We start from the raw sequence: 20,618 nt of genomic DNA, 5'->3' as shown, positions 1-20,618 counted from the left end.
GGGACATGTATTTCTCCTTTGGGATGCAACCCGACCCGGCGATCAAGATAAAGGATACCAGTCGGATTGTGATGATGAGTGACAGTAGTCACATGCAACTGCGCGTGTACAGACAAATTTGGGAAAATCCTCCAAAAGTACTACCCAGGTGCCGAATTCCGCGCTGAGGCTCCCGCTTGGGTCAAGCATGGTGGGGAATTTCGACCTAGCGGCCACCCCGGACGCAGTGAGCAGACATGCCAGAACCGCGGGAGCGCGACGGTTCCTCACACCCCCGCGGTTAGAAAGGCCTAGATCCGAGGACCGATCAAAGAGACGATGACCGCCTCGAAAAAGAGAAATAGTCCGGCTGCCCAAATCGACTCGACTCGAGGGACAAACACGAAGGTTTCCCACTTCTGTGCGAAGACGCAATCCCTCATTGAAGGGGTGACCTGTAACGAGACTGACTGACACTGATCACTAGATCCGCCAATGCAAACCCCTGACCGCGATAGATCGACAAGTCCAACAGTCTTCTCACGGCGACTCGCCCCCTCCGTCACGACTCCTTCGACGAACAATCACGTGCAGGATTTGTTGCGGCCGGACAATTTCTAGGATTCCGAGAAGAGTTCGGCTGCGGTCGGACTCGGCTATCTACCTTGTTCACGTGGTATATCGGTTCTACTCCACGGCGATCGGCAGGCATCCCTCAACAGCTGGCAACGCCGCGTTTGGTTGGAGATGAACGTTCAGATCGCCGGAGAAATCTTCCACTGAGCCGCTAACCGGAATCAAGGCTGATTCGATACACCACGACGCTCTGATTTTCGTGTTGCTCAGGTACCGAGATGGCGACAGCCAGCGGCGATCTCCAACACTGATGGGTACCACCTTCGACTGATGCATTCGAGATTCGCTGTTAAGTTCCTTGACTTGCGTTGCAGTAGAACCGTTTTGCGACATCGACCGTGACAACAAAGGAGGGGTGGCACCCGCAGCGAAGACGCCTGGGCCTTTGTGTGCCCATATGTTTGGTCACGCCCTGGCGAGGTGGTGCCGAGGGTTTGGCTGCGCAGTTGTCAGCAAGCGATGACACTTGCCGCCACGCTTCAAGCTGACGACCGACGTGGGATATCCCTTCGTTATGCGGGTATGAAACGGCGGTCAATCTCTTTTCTCCTCGTGGTCTTCTTGGCTGCCCTGGCATCATCCTTGGGAAATGGCCACGGTGTTCGCAGATCTCGCATATCGTCCATCGAGAAGCCGGATGGTGGGCGCGTGATCGGCTCATGCTGCACCTCCGATCTGCAAATTGAGCCAGTCGGAGATCCACTGGATCGCGTTGCGGCCCGCGTTGTCGACGACGAGGAAGTTGTAGTTCTGGTGCGCTCCGGATGCGAAGAAGGACGCCGCGGCGAGCCCCTCCCCTACCAGCGAGGCAAGGTCGTTGGCGCCCTGTGAGCTAGCCATCGTGGTCAACGAATCGGCGAGTGCTGGCAGGTCCAGATTCTGTGCCTGAGTGGTGATGGTGGTCGCGGCCGTCGACGACTGCTTGCCGAGCAATGTCGGATCAGTCTTCGTAGCTTTGCCGGAAAGCATGTTGACCGCGACAGAGGCGAGTTCGAGTCCGACCGGGACGAGGCCAGTCATGGCAGCGCCGGCACCGAGCGCGTCCGGAAGCTGCCCTGGCCGTGGAAGCAGCTTCTCGACTGCGGCCCAAGCGATTTCCTGAACCTGTCCCACGAGGTTTGCAAGCTTGATGATGTCGACGCCTCCCAGGATCGACGCGACGAGCGCGGCGACCTGCGAGTAGCCGGACGGATCCGGGATTGCCGACAGGACCTGCGAGACCCATTTCAGATCGACGCCGGCGGCCATCTTCACCAACGGCGAGAACTGGTTGTTGAGGTCCCCTGCGATCTTGTGGGCACCCTGCGCGTCGAGCGCGGCGACCTTCTGCGGAAGAAGGTTCAGGTTCTCCAGAATCGCAGGCATATCCAGGGAGGTGAAGCCGGTGGCCACGCTTAGAACTTGGTTGACGACCACTGTGGGTTTGAGTAAGGAGAGGACTCCGGAGGCGGATCCGAGGACGTCGCTCGGTGTCGCCAGGAGCGGCGCGATCTGGCTGTCGAGGGTGCCAGCGGCGGTCGATAGGGGGGTCAGGTCCGAAGATGAGGCCGGCAGCGTCGTGGAGCCCTTGCTGGCGAGCGTGCTCGCGGTGTCGGCGATCGCGGTCACTGTCGAGAGCGCACTGCTGAGATCAGATTCTCCGGCCTTGTCTAGAACGTGGCCGGCATTATTTTCGGCTGTTCCGGCGGGAGCTGCAGCGAGCTGCCCGTTCGCCGCAGGATTGGCGGCACCGGAGCCGAGTAGTTCCGCGAGCGGGCTGATGGTGTTCGCCAGAGTTGTCGCGCTGGAGGCGACCTTCTCGAGGTCGACTGTGCCGTGCGTCTTCGAGAGTTCACTGGTCAGATTGCTGGTGGCTGTGGCGAGGCTGGGAAGATCGGCTTGGGAGAAATCCGACGCCAGCGCGGTGGCCAGGTGTGAATTGTCGCCTACCTGGCCGTCAACTCCAGTACTCGGAGCTTTTGTGAGCACTGAACCCAGCGATCCGAGCAGCGGGCTCGAAACTTTTTGGATGGAGCAGTAGAGGTCTTTCGGATCGCAGATCGACGCGACCCGGCCCGACAGCTTCCCCATGCCCTGCGGTCGCGGATCGGCGATCCCCTTTCCTGACGGCTTCGGGCCGATGACTGCTTCGCCGTTCGTTCCGGAACCGGGATCGGCGAGAAGCCCTACCGCGAGGACTTGCTCTGCTTTGATGGGGCCGGAGCCGTTGCCGATTTCAGAGGCAAGATCACCTGCGATGTCCGCGCCCTGGGAATAGCCGGTGATGGTGAACTTGATGCCACGGCACTTCGTTGCGATCTCGGCGATCACGTCCTTCGCCCTCGTCAAACCATCAGATTTGCTGTCTGCGTAGGTTCTTCCGTTGTCGAAGGCTCGGGACATGTACGGCAGAGTGTGGACCTGTGCCGCGCTACCGTTCGTATCCGCGATGCTGTGGGCGATCGGTTTAAGCATACCGACCGGGATCGAGGGATCGGCGTCTTCTGCGGTTTCCCAGGTTCCGGGGATGAACAGGTTGAAAGTCTTCGAGCATCCGTTTGATTGGGCGGCCGCGATGCCCGGCGACATCAAAGCGATGGAGGCCGCGACGACTGTTGCCGCCATCAGCATGCATACCGGACGGTGGATGGTCGAACCTAGGAACGGCATGAGAACCTTTCTCTACCAGGGAACACGATGTACCTGCCCGCACGCGGACAGGCCTGACGCGCCCGATTTCAGGTGAGGGCCGCTATGGTGCTGGACGTATTCCCTCCGATCAATGCGCCCTGTGAAGAACTGAGCTGTGCGAGGGGCCGGGTGATCCTGCGTCTAGCGCGCATCCACGCCGAGTCGCCGTTCCTGCGGGCTGAGGTGTCCAGTGGGGGATGTCCGGTGGGCGTTCCCAGCAGCGCTGGGTAAAGATGGATGGGTGAATGCTCCAGCCGAACTGCCCGCCGACTACGCCCAGCTTCTCGACCATCTCAAGTCGCAAGTTCGGCAAGCGCGAGTTCGCGCCACCCGAATCGTCAACACCGAACTGCTCAGCCTGTATTGGGACATAGGGCACGCGATCGTGCAGCGTCAAGAGGCCGAGGGCTGGGGTTCAAAGGTGATCGACAGGCTCGCCGTCGATCTTCGATCGGCCTTTCCCGACATGCGTGGGTTGTCGCGGACCAATCTGAAGTACATGCGGCAGATGGCGAGTATCTGGGGGCGCGATGCAATTGGCCAACAACCTGTTGGCCAATTGCCGTGGGGTCATGTGACGGTATTGCTCGACAAGCTGGATAACCAGTCCGACCGCGACTGGTATGCATCAACGGCTGCTGAACACGGGTGGTCGCGCAATGTGCTGCAAAATCAGATCAACAGTGGTTTACGGCGCAGGATCGGTGCGGCACCGTCGAATTTTCAGGACCATCTTCCGGCCGAGGATTCCGATCTCGCTCAGCAATTGGTGCGTGACCCGTACGTCTTCGATTTTCTCGACATCACCGAACGTGTGGCGGAGCGGGAGCTGGAGTCCGCGCTGATGCGTCGGCTGGAGCAGTTCCTCCTCGAGTTGGGACACGGGTTCGCTTTTGTCGGACGCCAGTACCATTTCGAGGTCGGTGATCAGGATTTCTATATCGACTTGCTGTTCTTCAACTGGGTGCAAGCGAGGTTCGTCGTCGTCGAGTTGAAGGTGGGCAGGTTTGAGCCGGAGTATGTCGGGAAGCTCGGCTTCTATGTTTCGTGGATCGACGACAACCTCCGCAACAAGGACATCCACGCCCCGACTGTGGGAATCTTGCTCTGCGCGGGCCGCAACGACAACGTCGTCCGGTATTCACTTGCCGGGACAACTGCACCCCTCGCCGTAGCCGACTACACCTATGAGACTCTCCCCTCCCAGGTTCGCGCTCTCGTGCCGACTGACGATGAGATCGCGGCAGCTGTGGAAGCCACCGTCTCCGAACTCGACTCCCATCTGCCTGTCAAACCTGACATCCTCGACTGAGAACACCTTCGATTCCAGACCTGGCAGACGCATTCCATGGGGCGAGAGATCGATATTGGTGTTCGGTCATAGGGTTCGCGAACGGAATTCCCCGTCCTGTCCGGCACACCGAAAGACAGGACGGTTCTACGTCCAGTCGATGTGTACGGATTCGATGGAATCGAAGTGGAAACCGAAAGTGTCGCCGTACTGGTCGAATCCCTTGTTTTCGGGGTAGTCCATCGTGGCGTGACGTTCGAGGATGGCAACCACCCGGGCGTGATCGTCGTTGGCCAAAGCCATGGCGAGTTCTCGTGTTTCGTCGAGGCTGAAGGGGCTGTCGGAGTTCGCGAAGTCCAGGGTACGCACTCGGTAGTCGTAGCCCTCTTCGGAGCCGTTGCGGACGGACACGCCCCCACGGACTCGGATGGTGGCCTTTTTGGGTTGTCCGTCGGGTCGCAATACGCCGGCGCGGTCCATGATGTCGCGAGCTTTGACGTTCTTGAGCTTCTTTTTCGCATCGGCGCGCAGTTCGTTGGTTTCGCCGGAGCGGTAGCGAGAGACCGCTGATCGTGAACGGCCGATTTTCTTTGCGACTGCATCGATTCCGCCGAGTCGTTCGATGGCGGCTCGCCGTTGTGCGCGTTCGGTGACGTCGGGGTGGGGGATTCGTCCTTGCTGCGCCCAGCGGCGCAGTGTTCGGTCAGATGGGGGCTTTCTTCCGGCGTCGATCGCTGCTTGCCGTAGGCCTTCTTTGCCGATTTCGGTACGGATCTGGCGGACGGAGACTTTGCTGGTGAGTCCGGCCAATCCCCCGCTTTTGACCGATTTCGATTTTTCGATCCCGGTGGTTGCTGCTGTCGAGACAGACACGTTGAGGCCGTCCAAGCCGACAGTTTTCTGTGCAGGTTTGGTTGATCGCGGTTTCGGAAGATGCAGGGCCACTATATGTTTCCTTCATCTTCGTCGGTGAACGCAGCTTTGAGTGCGAGGTTGATCTCGTGGGTGTCGCGGGCGTCGGTCAGCATGACAGTGATGTCCTCGGTGAGCGGGGCACGCTTTTCCAGAGTCATCTTCCCGAGTGCGTCACTGTCGTCGGCGATGTCGACGCCCGGGGGCAGTGGGTAGACCCAGGAATCAGTGACCGTGCGCAGCGGCCACCGCCCGGTTTCGCGTGCAATGCGCATCGCGACGCGGCGACCTCGCCAGCGGCAGTGCGCGATGATCGCTGCCCGCCAGAGCGGTTGATGGTGGTGCTGCATTTGTTTGGCGGTCCACATGTCGGGGTTGACCATTCGGCCGATGTAACCCTTGTAGCAGGCGCCGATGAACCGTTTCATTGCTGTGTCGCCAGTGTCGACGGCAACTTTGCGGGCTTCTCTCAAGATTTTCGCCCACTTGTCGAGCGCCCGACCTTGTTCGGGATAGACCCAGGCTTCGGTGACGTCGAGGTCGTCGAGTTCTGCACCGATCCCGCCATCTGCGATGGACGTTTGCAGTGCATCGAGGCTTACGGTGGTGATCCAGGTCTGCACAGGTTGGTCGGCGAGCATGTGTGGGTGAGGCAAAGGCAGAGCGGGTGGGAGCGCCAGCATGTCACCGGGTGGGAGGGTTACACGCCAGAGCCCGAACGGGGTTTTCGATTGCCGCGCAGCATCGAGCGCGTCCTCGCCCCGAAGATGTCGAGGTTTTCCGTAGCCGAATTCGAGCATGCCAGCGGAAGCGAGGTACGCCGCTCGCTGGTCTATCGATACCAGTTGTGTTGCGTCGGAGAGCTCTTCGAGGTCCGGGACGCGGGTCCATCCGACTGCAGGTTCGAGATCTCCGCGAGGTTCGCCGTCCAACGGTGGGACAGGCCCACCGGCGGTGACGACGATTCCCTTACCGCTACGGGTGCGGTCGCGTTTGATCTTGTCGACGATGGCGGCACCGGTGCGTGCTGGGGTCGGGCCGGGTAGCACGCCGAGGTGTTGTGCGCACCACGCGAGCCGGCGTCCCAGTTCCTGCGCAGCGGGGAGGTCGTCATCGGGGAGGTAGGTTCCGGCGGTGGGTGATCCGAGGATCCCCATGTCCCCCACGCGATTGCCCCATCCGAAGTCTTTGTTCCAGTAGGTCCACACGTAGGGCTCGATGAAAATGTCGACCATAGATGTGAAGTTCCCGGTGGTGCGGGAGAGGTGAACAACGTGGCCGGGTTCTCCGCGCAGTTCCCATCCTGCGGTCAGCATCGGGGTCAGCGTGGCATGGAGGATCGCGGTGAGTTCTTCGGCAGCGCGGGTGCGCAGGATTTCCATGTCATCGACGTCGTCTTCGCTGCCCGGGTCGATGATCCATCCGAGCATTTCGCAGGCTTCGATTCCAACGATCCAGATCTGTGCCGGTGCGCCCAGTGGGGTGAGCGTTGCCCATCTGATGAGTTTGTCGAGTTTTTCGATGGAATCGACTGGGCCAGTGAGCGTGTGGCCGGATGGTGTGTAGGTCCCAGCTGCCGTGACAATGACGGCGTGGCCGTCTGCTGACTCGCCGGCGGGAGGAAGGGCGACCAGTTCGGTTGCGTCGAGCTCGGACGCCTGGGTGGGTTCCGGTTCCACTTCGCTGGAGCGCTCATGTGGAGGGGAGACGCTGTCGTCGGTTGCGGGAAGCGCGGAAGCGTCGGAATCCGTTTTGGGAGAAGCGTTGTCGTCAACGTCGAACAAAGAAGGCTGGTCGGGTTCGGGAACTTCGTCCGAACGAGTAGCGGATTCTGGTGTTTCGAGCTCGAATAGCGTGAACTGCTCCCCTTTCTTCAGCGCCATGTTTCATCCTTTCCGTTCACTGTCGTCCTCATTCGAGATCGAATGCGGCGCGCACGGCTACGGACAGTGATTCTTCTTGTGCTGGCAGAAGATAACCGATGATGTTGCCGAGTGCACTGACGGGAATAGTGGTGATGTGGTCGCAACTGACCACCGCGTCGGCGGATATTCCGTTCGCGGCACTGACGGACACCTCAGTGGACAGTCCTCGGATCTCGTCGGTGATGGGCGCTACCGTGACGGTGCCGAGGTGTGGACGGACCACCTCTCGGGTGAGTACGAGGACCAGCCGGACTGTGTCGAGGCTGGCTTCGTGAATTGGTCGCATCAGGTCAAGCCTGTTGGCTGTTGATTCACCGCGTTGTGCGCGAGAGAACTCAGATCATGTTCGGATGTTGCGGCCGAGAGGATCTCCGCGTCACGTGCGGCAATCTGACGGCGACGCTCCCTTTCGAGAGCGCGCAACACTAGCGAGGCCCGCGAGGTGGCGCGATGTTCCCTTACTTCGTCATCGAGAAATTCCACGATCTCGTCCGGTAGTCGTACCGCGATCTGCGTGCTCATATGCTAATGGTACCGAATTGGGATTCGTTTTGGTACCACTCTCGGGCGCGAGTTGTGGAACTGATCATTTCAACGGGCGGCGAGGATCGATGAAGTACTCAGAGGCCCCGACGCGGCACACCTTCCCACGCACACGGTTTCCGCTGCTTTCATCGGGTCGATCTAAATCTGGTGTTTCTCCGTTCTCAGTGACGGTCCCGTCGATGGTCGCGTCTTCATGCCGGCACGGCCCGTATAGCTGAAATGTTCATTATGGACAAAGCGCCTCGGATATTCGACTGGAAGCCTGGCACGTTATCGCCCCTCTCAACGACGCGACTGCCTCGCTGCCGCCGAGGATTTAGGGGTACACCGCGCACACGGTTGGCGACGTCCCCGCGAGGATTGAGTCCAGTTCCTCTCCCCTACCCACGACCTCGCCAGTGCGCGGACTACGTATCTGAGATCAAATACGCGTTCACTAAGTCGTCGATGCGCGAAGTGAAATCTCCAGGGTCGCCGAGTATCTGTATGACTTGAACTGCGCCGATAAATCCCGCGCACAGATTCACTGCCAGCCGCTGGGCGGCGGAGGCGGGGAGCTGTCCGTCTGCGATCGCAGCATCGACGAGTCTGCTGACGAGTTCCACCCACTTGCGGAATGCGGGTGGGGCGGTATCAAGACCTGCTTCTGTGGTGAGCCTGAGGCCGGCTCGGGCCAGGGCATCGTCGGCTATAAGCGCCGCTGAACCGTTGAAGAATGCAGCCAACTTCTCGATCGCTGGTATTGCTGATTCGTCGGTTGATTGTCGGATTCCGCCGAGCGCGGTCAACCAGTGGTTGATGAGTTCTCGCGCGATCGTTTCCTTGGAGTCGAAGTGGAAGTACACGGCTCCTTTCGTGGAGGCAGCCTCCGCAACGATGTCGTTCATGGAGGTAGCGGCGTACCCATCGATCGAGAGTGAGCGTGCAGCTGCCTTGAGGATCTTGGCCTTCGTCTCGTGTGCTCGCTGTTGTCGGGGTCGCTGGCGCGGTTCGGGCGGAACGATCATGTGGTGTCGGTCGCCTGGGTCGGTCAATGCGGGTTCCTTACCTGCAGTCTGTGGGCACTCTGCTGTGGTCAACCCCTCCATGATGATGCAATTCCTTGCGCTCGGGAACCTTGGCGTTGGCAGGTTGCGGCGCTGCTCACGTTGTAGTGACGAGTTGGTCGGTGAAGTGAACATCGGAGGCTCGCATGTCGATGAGCGGCGGGTTGTCGAAGCCAGCTGCTCGGGCCGCGGTATCGAACTTTTCGTATCGGCGCCACGAGGTCGATGTTGCAACGGGAGGGTTGGACGTCTGGGCGATCAGCTCCCAGGTGAGAGTCGGGTCTGCAAGCTTGCGTCGTGCGGTGTCCTTGACAGCGTCGGGCAGGTCCGATGTGGCAATGAACCATTCGAGTTCGGCGTGCGCCACCGCCTCTGCGTTCGACGGCTCCGGGTCCACTGAAGACCCCGTTTGTTCGGAGGGACTCGGATGCGGAGCGCTTTCCGGCGCGTCATGCGTTTCTACGACACCTAAAGAAGGCTGGGCTCCTACGGCTGTTTCGTTGCGCATGACGACGCTTTGCGTAGCAACCGTACCCACACCTGCGGCAGCATTGTCGATCTCGATCTTGTAGTCGGAATATGCAATACCCGTTGCTTTGATCAGGATTCCCAGACCGTGCGTGAAGGCGAGTACGAGCACCGGCGGAATGACCGCGATCATGGCAGCAACGGCCGGGTCGAGAGGCGTGTAGCCGATACTCTGACCTGCCGCAACGGCCTGTTGCGCAACTGTTGCGGAGTGGAACGCATGGTAGGCGTTTCCGAGGATGCTGATCGCGACCACCGCAACAGCAACAGCAACGTAGAAGTACTTGTCGCGTCGATGCATCTTCAGTTTGCTCAGAATGACGATGGCGACGGTGGATCCGAAGATTGCACTGTCAACGATGACGGGAAAGATCCATGCGAGGTTTTCGGGGATGGTTCCTTGGCGCGCGAGGTCCCGTTGGACCGCGAAGGAGAGGACAAATGCGCCTGCGGTGATCCCGATTGCGATGAAAATCGCGATGAGAAGTGCGGCGATCAGTGCTCCAAGCTGGATCCGCGCTGCGCGCAGACTAAAATCACCCATGATCGGGTTTTCCTTCCTACAAGGGGTGTTCTCGGTCTGGAGTCCCGCTGGTTGCCGCCGGCGGGACTCCTCCTGGTTTCGGAAGATTTCTTCTGGTTGTACTCCTGCGATTCGTCCGTTTTGCGTGCGGTGAGGGTTGACAGCGATTTCTAGCGGACGTATCCGAGAGTCGACTGATGTTTTTTGCGTCGCACTCAAAGCACGTCGGGGATGTCGTTCCAGCTGCTTGCCTGTTGATCTCAGAGTGACGTGGGGTGGTCTGCAATTTTGCGTGAGAATTGCGTGACTGCAACGGATTGTTCACGCAATTTGCTCCAGGCTTTGCGCTGCCAAGGCTTCTAAGGTCTACAGAACGGACAGTCAGCAGATGAGAGGGACATGGCATTGCGCGCGCAGCAAGGACTTCCCGCCCCGGCGGTTCACCTCCCGCCCGCACCCGACGGCCGTTCTCAATATCGAGGTCCTTGGAATGTCCCCCACATATGCCTACTCGGCTGTCGTGCCAGGCGCCTCTAATTAGGTCTTCCAGCCGAAACACAAGATGCCCTCGCCCGGGGGCCGAACTTTACAATCAAGAATTAAGACAATCCATCATGCGTGCACGCAGTGCATGCCATGCACGCGGGTCTCTTATAGTCCTCTGGCCTTCAAGTATTCGTCCAGCGCGGCCTCGGTCATCGATGCCTCGCTGATTTCGCGATCGCCAGTCTCGTACCGCAATTTGTCGACGCCACGCCGGAGGCGATCCTTCGTCGAAGGTTTGATGCGCGTGTTGTGGGTCATCGACAGCTTCTCCTCCTCATCTTTGCGGGCACTGAGATCCGCTGAAGGCGATGGTGGCGTAGCTGCAGGTGCCGCAGGGGTCGCGTCTCCCCTGGGCGGACGTTCCGGGATGAGTTCAGCCGGATGTGTCTTACGAATGGCAGGTTCCCGCTTCACGCTCATGCCGGGGCTCCGATCACGATGGGCAACTCAGCGAGCAAGTCACTGTAGGCAAGTTGCAGCGTCAATGCTTTCCCACCCTTGAACTGGTGAATCGGAGTGCGATTCGAGTGCGCGTCCTGTCGGGCCGCGAGTTCCGGGATCGATGTCTTGGCGACGAGTGAGCCGTAGGTTTCCCGTAGCTCGCTCTCTCTGAACTCATGTTCGCCGGTAGACCGTTTACGACTGATCACGATCTTGTCGAATTCCAGCTTCGGATTCGCCCGTTTACGAACGGTGTCGATTGTCTCTTCGAGCTTCTGAACGCCACCGACACTGTCGATTGTGGGTTCAGTGATGGCGACAACGCCATCTGCTGCAATAAGAACCGCGAACAGCACCTTGCCCATATTGGGAGGGCAGTCGAAAAGCACGGCGTCATAAGGAGAAAGGTCGAGCCCCTCGAACGCAACGTCTAGGCGAAACACCAGGTCATTCGACCCATCCGACTCGATTTTGCCGAGCTCTTCGTCTGCGGGAATGAGGTCGACGCCATCCCATGGGGTGGCAATGATCGCCTCGGCTGCAATGCCTTCTCTGGTCTGGTTCATGAGGTGGTAGGCCGTCATCATGCCCTCTTCGAGAGTGACGCCGAGGCCGCCGGTCGTATTGCCCTGTTGGTCCATGTCGACGACAAGTACTTTTCCGCCGACCGCGGTGATGGCGCTGGCAAGCCCGAGAGTGGAGGCCGTCTTGCCTACGCCACCCTTCTGGTTGCCGAGTGCGATTTTGCGTGGCTGCATTGCGGACCTTTCATCGAGGGCGTTGACATTTGCGTGGCTGCATTGCGTGTAAACCACGCGCTGCATGCAATATGTGCATTGCTTGCTGTGTGCGCAATCCACGCTGTACGTGGGCTGCATGCAGACTGTGCGTGACGGGCAATCCAAGCACTGCATGCATTGCGCGCTAAGTCTGCTCCACTCGCAAAACACGCACACTGTGCATTACGTGCGCGCGTAGCATAACACGCATGTCATGCGTGTCGTACACGCCTCGCACTCTGCGCGTGTCATGCATGAATTGCGTCAAGTGCAACCCTTGCGTTCAACGCATTCAATGCTCATCACGCGTTCACCGCAACCCATGCACGTCATGCGCGACACGCTATCCATGCCTTGCTAGCAAACCCCGCATGCGCTGCACACAATGCGCATCTCGCTAGCCAAGCACTGTTCGCATACAACGCATGGCGTGCTCCGCACGCTCCGCTAGCGGTGCTACCTCCGCACGCAAGCGCTGCTCTGCATGCAAACCATACAACGCTCGCAGAGCACGCAGAGCACGGTATACAAGGGTTGCACGCATGCCGTGCGCTGCTAGCAGGACATGCCTTGCATGCACCGCACGTTTTTCACTTCTGCATGCAATGCATGCCGTGCATACAGGCCACGCGGCGTGAACGCGCAAAATAGCAGGTCAATGCACTCATTGCCATCGAACAAATCGAAAAACATCTGCCGCGAGTGTCACACACCGTTGCAAAAGGTCGACCGACCAAGAGCAGCTTGGCTGCCACGATCACCCGATAGCGAGGCGTTCCAGACACGAATCGAAACGTGTGACAGTCCGTCTCGATCAGATTGTCAAGGAAGTCGAAGGGACGCTATTGGGCAGCCAACTGACTAAAGGCGGAAATATAGGGTTTCAGCAATCTCCGCTGTGCGCACAGAACAAATTGCTCAACCGACGCGAGCGGTCCTGCCCAGCCATCCGCCAATGCACCGCCCTTGCGGGGATGGAAGGAACGCGCCAACCTTGCGAGGCGGGCAAGACAGCCTGCCACTTCAGAAACTTTCTGATGTTCGCACCGGGGGCACTTCAATAGAACCCTGTACCCCTTTGATGGCCAGAACATATTTCATTCCATCGGGGTCCAAACATCCAGGGCAGAAGGAAGGACTCACGTGAACCGCACGGATGGTGAGAAACTGAGACATGCGTGGGACGAACAACCGCACTGATCGAGGGGAGGGGGTTCCAATTCTATTGAGAGATACAGCCGACTGACTGCCAGTCGGGGTGCTCATCTAACTCACGAACAACATTGCGGAATCATCTCAGGACACAGCGGGGGCACGCGGTGAAACGAAAATTCTGCGCGAAAGGTCGGTCGCGGTGTGAACCCGGACGTGTAAGGGAAGGGACGTGTGGAGATCCGGATCAGTCGAAGTTCGGCCGCGACGGAATGACCGAAGCGAGTCCGAGTAGGAACTAACTTTACGTCACAGTGACGAAATTAGGCTTGAGGACGGGGTGGGGAGAATCAGTTCCGTCAGGCTTGATTTCGCCGCATTGCGAGCAGAACTTTCGGGTGGGTGGGCACATTACGAATACAGCGACGCATGAATCGCAGCGCCGAAACACACGCACTTCTCGACCGAGTGGGGAGGGGATGGAGACAGCTTCCCGTCTACAAGTATCCCGTGCACGATGCCGGCGCTGCCGTGCCGACGGCTACGAACGACGCAAGATGGCCCACCGTTTCACGCAACAGCGCTGCCATACATGCAATGCATGCCTTGCAACGCACGCATTGCATGTATGGCATGCGCGACCAGGATGCCTCGCAAAGCATGCGTCACACGCAGTGATCGCACCATGCTTCTCTGCACAAAAGGCTGTTTACCTGCGCAAATAAAGATGCTCAGTCCGGTACATGTCTCGGAGAGATAGACCGATAGACGATCCGAATATCTACGGGCGCGTCTGCATTGGAGGAAACGGCAGTCGTTTCAACCCCTCTCGGATGTTGAACCCGTACCAGCGCGGCGTTCTTCAAGCGCAGAGAAGCGGACCGCCAGCCCGCCATTGACTGGCTCGGGCGGGGTCAGTTCTTCGAAAATGGCTGTGGAGCTCCGCGTATTAGATCAAAATGTTGTCCTCCGGGTTCTTTGTGTCCCGATCAACGTCGCCATGAGTATTTACACCTGTGGCGATCAGGGTGCTGTGCCACGGATCGCCACACTTCTCGGCAACGCTTGTCGATCATCGTGAGGCGAGTTTTTCGGAGGTGTATTGCTTGGCCGGATTGGGGCCAGTAAAGCCTCAATGCTGCTGCTTGCATGTCAGGTGTGCCCGAATGCTGGCTAGGATCTTGGCGCGGTGCTCCGGGTTCGCTGCCATTTTCGTACGTTGAACATGTGAGCTTTCAAGTAATTCTTGTTCCCTCTTTCGCGCCAGGTCGGCCGATTTACGCTGTTCACTGGGCGATTCTCCGGTCCAGTCGATCCCATCGAGCCTGCGTCTGAGGTATGCCAACGGTGAGATCAGGTTTGATCTTGTTGGCCAGATCCACCCCCGGTCTGCTGTGTCTCGGGAAAGCGTCAGTGCGATGTCACGTCCTGTCCATCGCGTCGTATCGATCTTGACATCGCGGAGAAGATCACAGATCGCCCCGATATGTCCGGTCGGTCTGAGAGCCGGCGCATGGTTGACGAGCTCGGCTGCAGTCCTCTGAAGTGCCAGAGGCCGCGGTGTGATCCGAGAAGTGCTTCGTTTTTTTGTTGTGAGCTGGGCTCGCGCGTGCGCGCGTTGGTGAGTTCTTCCTAACGGAAGAACTTCAAAAGATAAAAAACCAACACTAGATAGGGTGTCAGTTCCTATCGGCCCTGGTCGACTGCTGTGGGGCTGGTAGACGCGATTGACGTCGGGCCTCAGAGAGTTGTGAGCTCTGTGGCGGGTCGCTCTTTCAGAGGCGCGAGACGGTCGCGTCTTGGCGAGTTTGCGGTGAGGTGTCGTTGCCACGATTGTTCGAGGGGATGACAGTGACCATGTCGATGCAGCGCGGTGCTGTTGACCCCCGTGATGGGCTTCAGCAGCCAGAAACTCCAGGGTTTTGAGGTTCCGTCCCCGGACGTGTTCGATGCCCATTCCCAGCGCGATGAGCACTCGCCTGGCGCGATTGACAGAGGATTCGCTGACTTTGGCCCGGGCAGCGATCGTTGATTTCGCTGCGGAGACCCCGCGGCCTGTGTGGGATTCGGCGAAATGTGCGTGAGCTTGTGCCACTGCGTAAGCCTTGTCGGGCTTGATCAGGTTGCGCGCGCACAACGCCTTGCCGGCCGGGCTGGTGGTGTGATGCCGGAATTGGCGGAGCCATTCCCTGCGTGATGTCCACACTGGAACGCGTGCTTGTTCCGTTGGTTCGACAGGTAGGGACCAAGAGCGTCCACGCTGGTCAGTGGACTCGTTGAGTTGCCGTGTAGCGGATTCGAGGCGCGCGATACGTGAGAGAGCATCGTCGACTGCCGCTTGCCATTCGTCGACTTCTGTCGATTGAGGAATAGCGGATTGGGTGCCGATGCGCGACACGCCGAAGGTTGGTGATATGGAATGAGTTGGGCTGTATTCAGGGTATGCGCTACCCTGAGACATACCTGCCATAGGTAAGTCCCTTCCAGGGGATGCAGTACGAGCAGAGAAAGCGCTAACTTTCGAAGCTCACCTCTCGAGAATGTTCGAGAACAGATGTCGGAGAACCTGCCAGTTCTCAGTCGACGTCAAGGACCTGCCAGTCCTTATTTCGCCGCGATGCGGTCCGCTCCCAATCACCCCCTTCGGGGGCCTTTGTGCTTTTCAAGAGGTCTGCGCTGTTTAGTTAGGTATCGGGGCACTTCGTTCGTTGTCGGCTAGGGGCGGCCTCCCTGTCTGCGGATCCGCTGTACGCGCGTCACGGCCGCGGTTGTTCGGAAGGTCTGTTCGATCCGGCGGCCGCACATCGGTACCACTATGGGTACGGTGCTGGCTTGCTCGGATGGGACATTCGGGACGCAGAAGTGTGATCCGAGCGCCGCGAAAGCCGAAATGTGATCTGGACGTGCCAAAAATGACACCGCGAATACGTCCGCGAGTATGGCGGAATTGCGTTTCTGCGATATCATCGAGTAAGCACCGCCTCTTCCTTTCGAGGTAGTGGTGGTCACCGCCTCTTCCTTCACTGGGTTAGTGGTGGTCAGGGAGCTGGGAAGCTCTCACAACCGCATAAACGGACAGCCCCCGATGCCGCCAAGCCCTGGGGGTTGTTCGCTGTCTAGGGGTAGTTCATGCGCCGACCGCAAGCTGCTCGATGCGGCGCAGTGATCCAGCGGCCTCGACCTCAAGCAGTCTCAGCTGGTCCGGATGCAGTTTGTCGATGATGTAGTCCGGTATGTCCAGTCCATGGGTGATGGCCAGTATGAGCACGGAGTAATCCCCAGCAGGGATTCCGAGTTCGGCGGCCCGATCCTCGTACACCTTGTGCTGCTTGAGGGGAGCACGAGTCGCGATGTGTCCGCGAGGTCCCTTGTTGTGCTGTGCCATGAGGAAAGACTAGAACCAATCTGTAACTGATACGGGTAGGCGCGCTTGTTCGGTGTGTCGCGTGTGGTTGATGTTGCCATGGAGTTCTGAGGGATTTTGCGGCGGCCCGCCTCACAGGCCGCCGCCAGCCCGACCAGGGAGGGGCTTGACGGACCACCTCTGCGGCTTCGCTGAAGGTGGAGTTTGGGTGCGTTGGCGGTCGGCGGTTCGATGATCGGTCTAGCGTCGGAATCGGGTTGGATTCTTCGGGAGCGGATGGAGATGCTTGGCTCTCATGCTGTCAGACGCCGGGGAGGTTCATGTGCGACTGAACGCGGGGGAGGGGTTATGTAACCCGCGTGTTGGACGGCGCCTCCGCAGGCTGCTGCCGTGTGTCGTGGAGATGATGGAGACGGGGGTCTGTGGACAATCGATGGTGCGTCTGCGAGCTCGATGGCTCGGGTCACGTGTCGAGAGGAGCACCTGAAAGATCCGGAAAGGCACCTTAACCTGTCAGCTGCCGAACGTAGGTTTCCAGCGGGGAGGGTTTGTGCCTTCGTGTTCGCCTGCGAATCGTGAGGAACTTCGGTTGGGGGAGGTCGATCCGCGTATATTGTCACGCGGAATGCTCTTTATCGCAGTTGCGCAGAGGATTTCGTTCACCGGATTCGAACATTAGAGTCGTGCGTCGTTCGACTTCCGTGAGTACATTGCTCGGATCGACGTATTGACGGTGCGCTGTTCGCGCACTCGAAGGAATGCTTCGCATTCCGTCAACATTCGTTTCTCAGGACTCAAAGGTTCCACAACGCCAACAGTTCGGCCCGAAGACTGAGCGAGCGAACGTAGTGGTTGGACCGCAGTTGTACGCTGGGGTGCCCGACATCGACGAGATACCTCTCGGTGTCTGCCAAAGGAAGCGGTAGCAGGTCGCTGCGAACGCGGAGAAAGAACTGAAAATGACTGGGGGAATCCGGTATTCGATCCTGGTTGGATATCACGACAGCGGGTGGCAATAACAATTCGTTGTCCGTGGAGACGCGGATGACGACGTCCCCACGTGCCATGCTGCTTGGTTTTCCGAGTCTGAGTGTTTCGAGTCGATATCTCACGCTCGGATTGACCGAAAGATGCTTCGTTGAAGTCTGTTTCACAGGTGCGATGCGCACGGAGGGACGGGTTTCGTGATCGCTGACTTGCCTGATAAATACTCGGTTGGTCGGAGCAAGAGAAAAGTCGTTGTCAAGGTTCTGCATTCGGCCAGTGATGCCAGGTATGGGTACGGCACGCCCGATCGTCCATTCGCGCGCGGCGTTGTCGATGAATATTTGGTCCACAGCAGTGGTTTCGTCGATATTGTTGATGAACGCGCGACTGTCGGCAACCACTTGGGGGTCATCGGAAATGACGACCGCTTCATGGGTGAATGTGGAATTTTCGGAAGCATTCGGCGAGCCGATTACAGCTCGTTGGTTCGTCACGATGACCTTGGCGTGCAGTGTTGACGACGACAGGATGCGAACGCCCTTGCTGAGGTAGTGCGCAAGAACGGCAGGTGAAGTGGCGTGGGCGCGGATCGCCGCGGTAGAAGCATTGACGATCAGAAGGTCTCCACTGCGAAGTGGAAGTAGTTCGGGCGCAAGGTGTCCGAGATAGGGGACAGCGGCATAGCGTGGGCCTCGCGTGCGGATCGCGCGAGTGATGTGTGGCCACGGGTTCGGTCCGTGGAAGCTGGTCCCCATAGCCTAGAACGGTAGCGCGAATCGGGCCCGATTTCTGGCGCCTGCGTGAAAGCTGCCGTTGTTCTGCGTCGTCTCCGGAGCAAAAGAAACTTCCGGATATCTGTGATCTGTCGTGGAGGTCGAAGAATGTTGTAGCGATCAACCCTGCCGGGTCAGACGGCGTTCAACCCCAGTGCGACTGCAGCGCTGTCGATTCGGCGTGCGATTTCAATACGGGACGGTGGCAGTAATGGCGCCGGACGGGTGGGAAGGGTCTGCTGCTTGTTCGAGCAGCGCCCCGCACAGTGCACCGGGGAATTTACCGCGGTACGCGATCCCGCGGGGGTGAGGGCGGGCGTGGTGGATCGTGCGGGCCCATGCCTGGAGGGGTGTGTAGGCCTGAGATCGTAGGCGCTCGCCGTGTGGATATCGGGTGGCTGATGTAGTGTCGCTGGCGGGCCGAGTTGATTCGTGATCAGTGCTCGAAAAGTGAACGCGCAGACGATTTCTCGGCATTCTAGTGTAGGTCGGGTGGCGTGGTCTTCATGAACTGATGGACCCTTGCCTCGTGACGGGGAAGCCGGGCGTGTTGGGCTGCAGTGGAGGTTCGTCTACTACTCTTTGGCAGCCTCTTGCCGCGAGTTCAGGTGAGGTGGCGGCTGGGATGCGTCAGCGTGGCTTCGGCGCCCATCAGATAACAGGCGGACGGCCGGCGTGATGGTTGCGAGCGCAACGTAGGACATTGCACTGACCGGAGACGGTGCGGGGAAGAAGATTCCGTTGAGATAGATCCATGAGGTTGCGACGGCACCGGCGATCAGTGCTGCGATTGTCACGGTGGTGGCTGCGCGCTCGCGGAAGAGGAGCATCACGGCCCCGACGCTGGGCTTTCGGGCCGGGTCAGCGCGGATAACCTCTGGCTACGGTGCGTGCAAGGATACCGAGCGTGGCTTTGATAGATCCTTCGGCGATGACGGGAAAGATTCCTGCTTGCCGCCAGGTGGGACCGATATCAGTCGTAGTACGAGGTCACGAGGGAACTGTGGCCGTCGTCGGCCGGCTCGATCCGATATCCGTAGACGTGCCCGATCGGCGGCCGGACAGTTCCGAGGATGGTCCATGCTATTTCGCGTTGGGGAACAAAGGTTTTGATCGTCACTGTGACGTCGTACTGTCCCATGGGTAGGTCGCCCAGAGCTTCGCGATCCATGTGGACGACGAATTCGTCGCCGGTCGCGGTTACGAGTTCCAAGCGATGTCTTTGAACGCCTCGAAGTGGAGCCCTGTCGAGGATGCCTCGGACAGTGTGCGCAACGTGTCGTGGTAATCGCGACGTTTAGTGACGGTATTGCGCCCCGTAGTTGAGCGGACAGATGGTGCGTTGCGCCGCGTGCGGCGAAGTGTGAGGAACTGCATTTCGGGCTCCTTTGTGGCATCTATCTCAGATGACCTCACAGTAAACTATATGTGACAGCGCGTCCACAGTAACTGTATGGGTTTGCACGTCAACGGGTAAGCGCGGAAGTGCGCAAGGGGATACTCAACATCACGCCGTGAGCACGCGGCTGTCGGCGTTGGATGGTGGTGTGGTTCCTGTTGCCGAGACGACGGTGCTGGACGTGGTCGACGTTAGGCCGTTGTGTGCATCCGCCCACCCATACGGTGGGATGGGCCCAGGGCGAGGTTCCCGCGATCTCGTCGCGGTCGGTGTCCGCTTGATTGGGTCGGAACTCACCTCGCTGCACTCGTGTCCCTGCACTGCTACGACATCGGAGGCGGCGCAGACAGTTGATCTTGTGGATTGGCCCGCATGTCTTTCGTTGTGCGACGGGGATCCGATAGCCTGTGGTTTGTTGCTCGGATGGAGAGTGGTAGTAATCGAAATATCTCATCGGTAACTTTCAAGTTGTGTCAGTTCTTTTTCTTAAGTGACTGTGCGACAACCAGTTTCGACGGAGGTCGCTCTCTGAAGCGAAATTCTGGGCGAAAATGCGCGACGGCCAATGGCTCTGGCGGGGGTAACTGTGCGCGTCACCGGTGCCGGCGGAGCCAACCTCGTCGAGATCGACATCCTCGTGACCGCCGACGCTGTCACCGAAGTGCCGTCGGTCGGTTGAGACTTGTTCAGCGCCGAGCCTGCAAGAGCGGAGTTTGCGTCAGGCGCGGCCGGTAGATCGGCGGTAGCCTTCTCCGGTGATCGCGCTCTATACGGCATTGGCTTTAGTGGTGGGTGTCGCTGTCGCGGCGCGCCGTCCTGTGGGCGTCAGGAAGAATCTGGTCGACGTGTTCGGCGGGGCCGAGCATGAAAGCGGTCCAAGTCGGAACACGTTGGGCTGTAGGCATATTGGCGGCAGAGGGAATTTCTGCTTCGAACAAAATTTGGCTGCGTTACGTGAGTTACGTCGGGCTAATCGGGCGTTGTCGCTTACCGGTGCCAAGGTGCTTCTGGATCAACTTCTGCCACCTCGCTAGCGCAGTCGTGGATCGCTGTCACCGAAAACGCCAGCGACCTGGCAACTATGCGGTTCGGAGAAGCTTCGGACCACCAAAGGCGCGATG

The 20,618-nt window shown here is 59.1% G+C and carries 13 protein-coding genes and 1 pseudogene; 1 reads left to right on the top strand and 13 read right to left on the bottom strand.

Annotation, left to right across the window (positions count from 1 at the left end; translation table 11 throughout):
• Positions 1 to 1,272: 1,272 nt before the first annotated feature.
• On the bottom strand, positions 1,273 to 3,264 hold the full coding sequence (locus DBV08_RS30665) for a cutinase family protein (RefSeq protein ID WP_124569880.1): 1,992 nt from the start codon (positions 3,262 to 3,264) through the stop codon (positions 1,273 to 1,275).
• Between the two features lie 262 nt (positions 3,265 to 3,526).
• Here DBV08_RS30665 and DBV08_RS30660 point away from each other — a divergent pair, with 262 nt between their 5' ends.
• Positions 3,527 to 4,597, top strand: coding sequence for a YhcG family protein (locus DBV08_RS30660; protein ID WP_124569879.1), 1,071 nt, complete (start codon positions 3,527 to 3,529; stop codon positions 4,595 to 4,597).
• Between the two features lie 126 nt (positions 4,598 to 4,723).
• On the opposite strand, the gene DBV08_RS30655 is transcribed toward DBV08_RS30660, so the two are convergent.
• The 12 genes and pseudogenes from DBV08_RS30655 to DBV08_RS30595 form a co-directional block, all read right to left on the bottom strand.
• Positions 4,724 to 5,521, bottom strand: coding sequence for a hypothetical protein (locus tag DBV08_RS30655; protein WP_124569878.1), 798 nt, complete (start codon positions 5,519 to 5,521; stop codon positions 4,724 to 4,726).
• Complete coding sequence (locus tag DBV08_RS30650) at positions 5,521 to 7,371, bottom strand: hypothetical protein (protein WP_124569877.1); 1,851 nt, start codon at positions 7,369 to 7,371, stop codon at positions 5,521 to 5,523. Before DBV08_RS30650 ends, DBV08_RS30655 begins: the two co-directional genes overlap by 1 nt.
• 28 nt (positions 7,372 to 7,399) lie before the next feature.
• Complete coding sequence (locus tag DBV08_RS30645) at positions 7,400 to 7,699, bottom strand: type II toxin-antitoxin system PemK/MazF family toxin (RefSeq protein WP_124569876.1); 300 nt, start codon at positions 7,697 to 7,699, stop codon at positions 7,400 to 7,402.
• Positions 7,699 to 7,935, bottom strand: a complete 237-nt coding sequence (locus DBV08_RS30640; RefSeq protein WP_124569875.1) for a YlcI/YnfO family protein — start codon at positions 7,933 to 7,935, stop codon at positions 7,699 to 7,701. The genes DBV08_RS30645 and DBV08_RS30640 overlap by 1 nt, the downstream gene beginning before the upstream one ends.
• Before the next feature lie 431 nt (positions 7,936 to 8,366).
• A complete protein-coding gene (locus DBV08_RS30635) occupies positions 8,367 to 9,047 on the bottom strand; it encodes a TetR/AcrR family transcriptional regulator (protein WP_124569874.1) in 681 nt (226 codons plus the stop codon).
• A gap of 55 nt (positions 9,048 to 9,102) precedes the next feature.
• Positions 9,103 to 10,077 carry a DUF2637 domain-containing protein gene (locus DBV08_RS30630; protein ID WP_124569873.1) on the bottom strand — a complete coding sequence of 325 codons (975 nt, stop codon included), beginning with the start codon at positions 10,075 to 10,077 and terminating at the stop codon, positions 9,103 to 9,105.
• Positions 10,078 to 10,707: 630 nt separating this feature from the next.
• Positions 10,708 to 10,860, bottom strand: coding sequence for a hypothetical protein (locus DBV08_RS33095; protein ID WP_007733689.1), 153 nt, complete (start codon positions 10,858 to 10,860; stop codon positions 10,708 to 10,710).
• Positions 10,861 to 11,018: 158 nt separating this feature from the next.
• Entirely contained in the window at positions 11,019 to 11,801 is a 783-nt protein-coding gene (locus tag DBV08_RS30620) for a ParA family protein (protein ID WP_007733691.1), read from the bottom strand.
• A gap of 4,300 nt (positions 11,802 to 16,101) precedes the next feature.
• Positions 16,102 to 16,359 carry a hypothetical protein gene (locus DBV08_RS30615; RefSeq protein ID WP_007733695.1) on the bottom strand — a complete coding sequence of 86 codons (258 nt, stop codon included), beginning with the start codon at positions 16,357 to 16,359 and terminating at the stop codon, positions 16,102 to 16,104.
• Positions 16,360 to 17,132: 773 nt separating this feature from the next.
• A complete protein-coding gene (locus tag DBV08_RS30610) occupies positions 17,133 to 18,080 on the bottom strand; it encodes a phospholipase D family protein (protein ID WP_124569872.1) in 948 nt (315 codons plus the stop codon).
• Positions 18,081 to 18,673: 593 nt separating this feature from the next.
• Positions 18,674 to 18,931, bottom strand: a complete 258-nt coding sequence (locus DBV08_RS30600; RefSeq protein ID WP_185564992.1) for a hypothetical protein — start codon at positions 18,929 to 18,931, stop codon at positions 18,674 to 18,676.
• 28 nt (positions 18,932 to 18,959) lie between these two features.
• Positions 18,960 to 19,302 (bottom strand): annotated as a pseudogene (locus DBV08_RS30595) (polyketide cyclase); the annotation flags it as partial.
• Positions 19,303 to 20,618: the final 1,316 nt, after the last annotated feature.

The organism is Rhodococcus sp. KBW08 (assembly GCF_003852455.1).
In the GTDB taxonomy this organism is placed as follows: Bacteria; Actinomycetota; Actinomycetes; order Mycobacteriales; family Mycobacteriaceae; genus Rhodococcus_F; species Rhodococcus_F baikonurensis.
The sequence above is the reverse complement of the archived record's forward strand: the minus strand, read 5'-3'. Positions and strand labels throughout refer to the sequence as shown.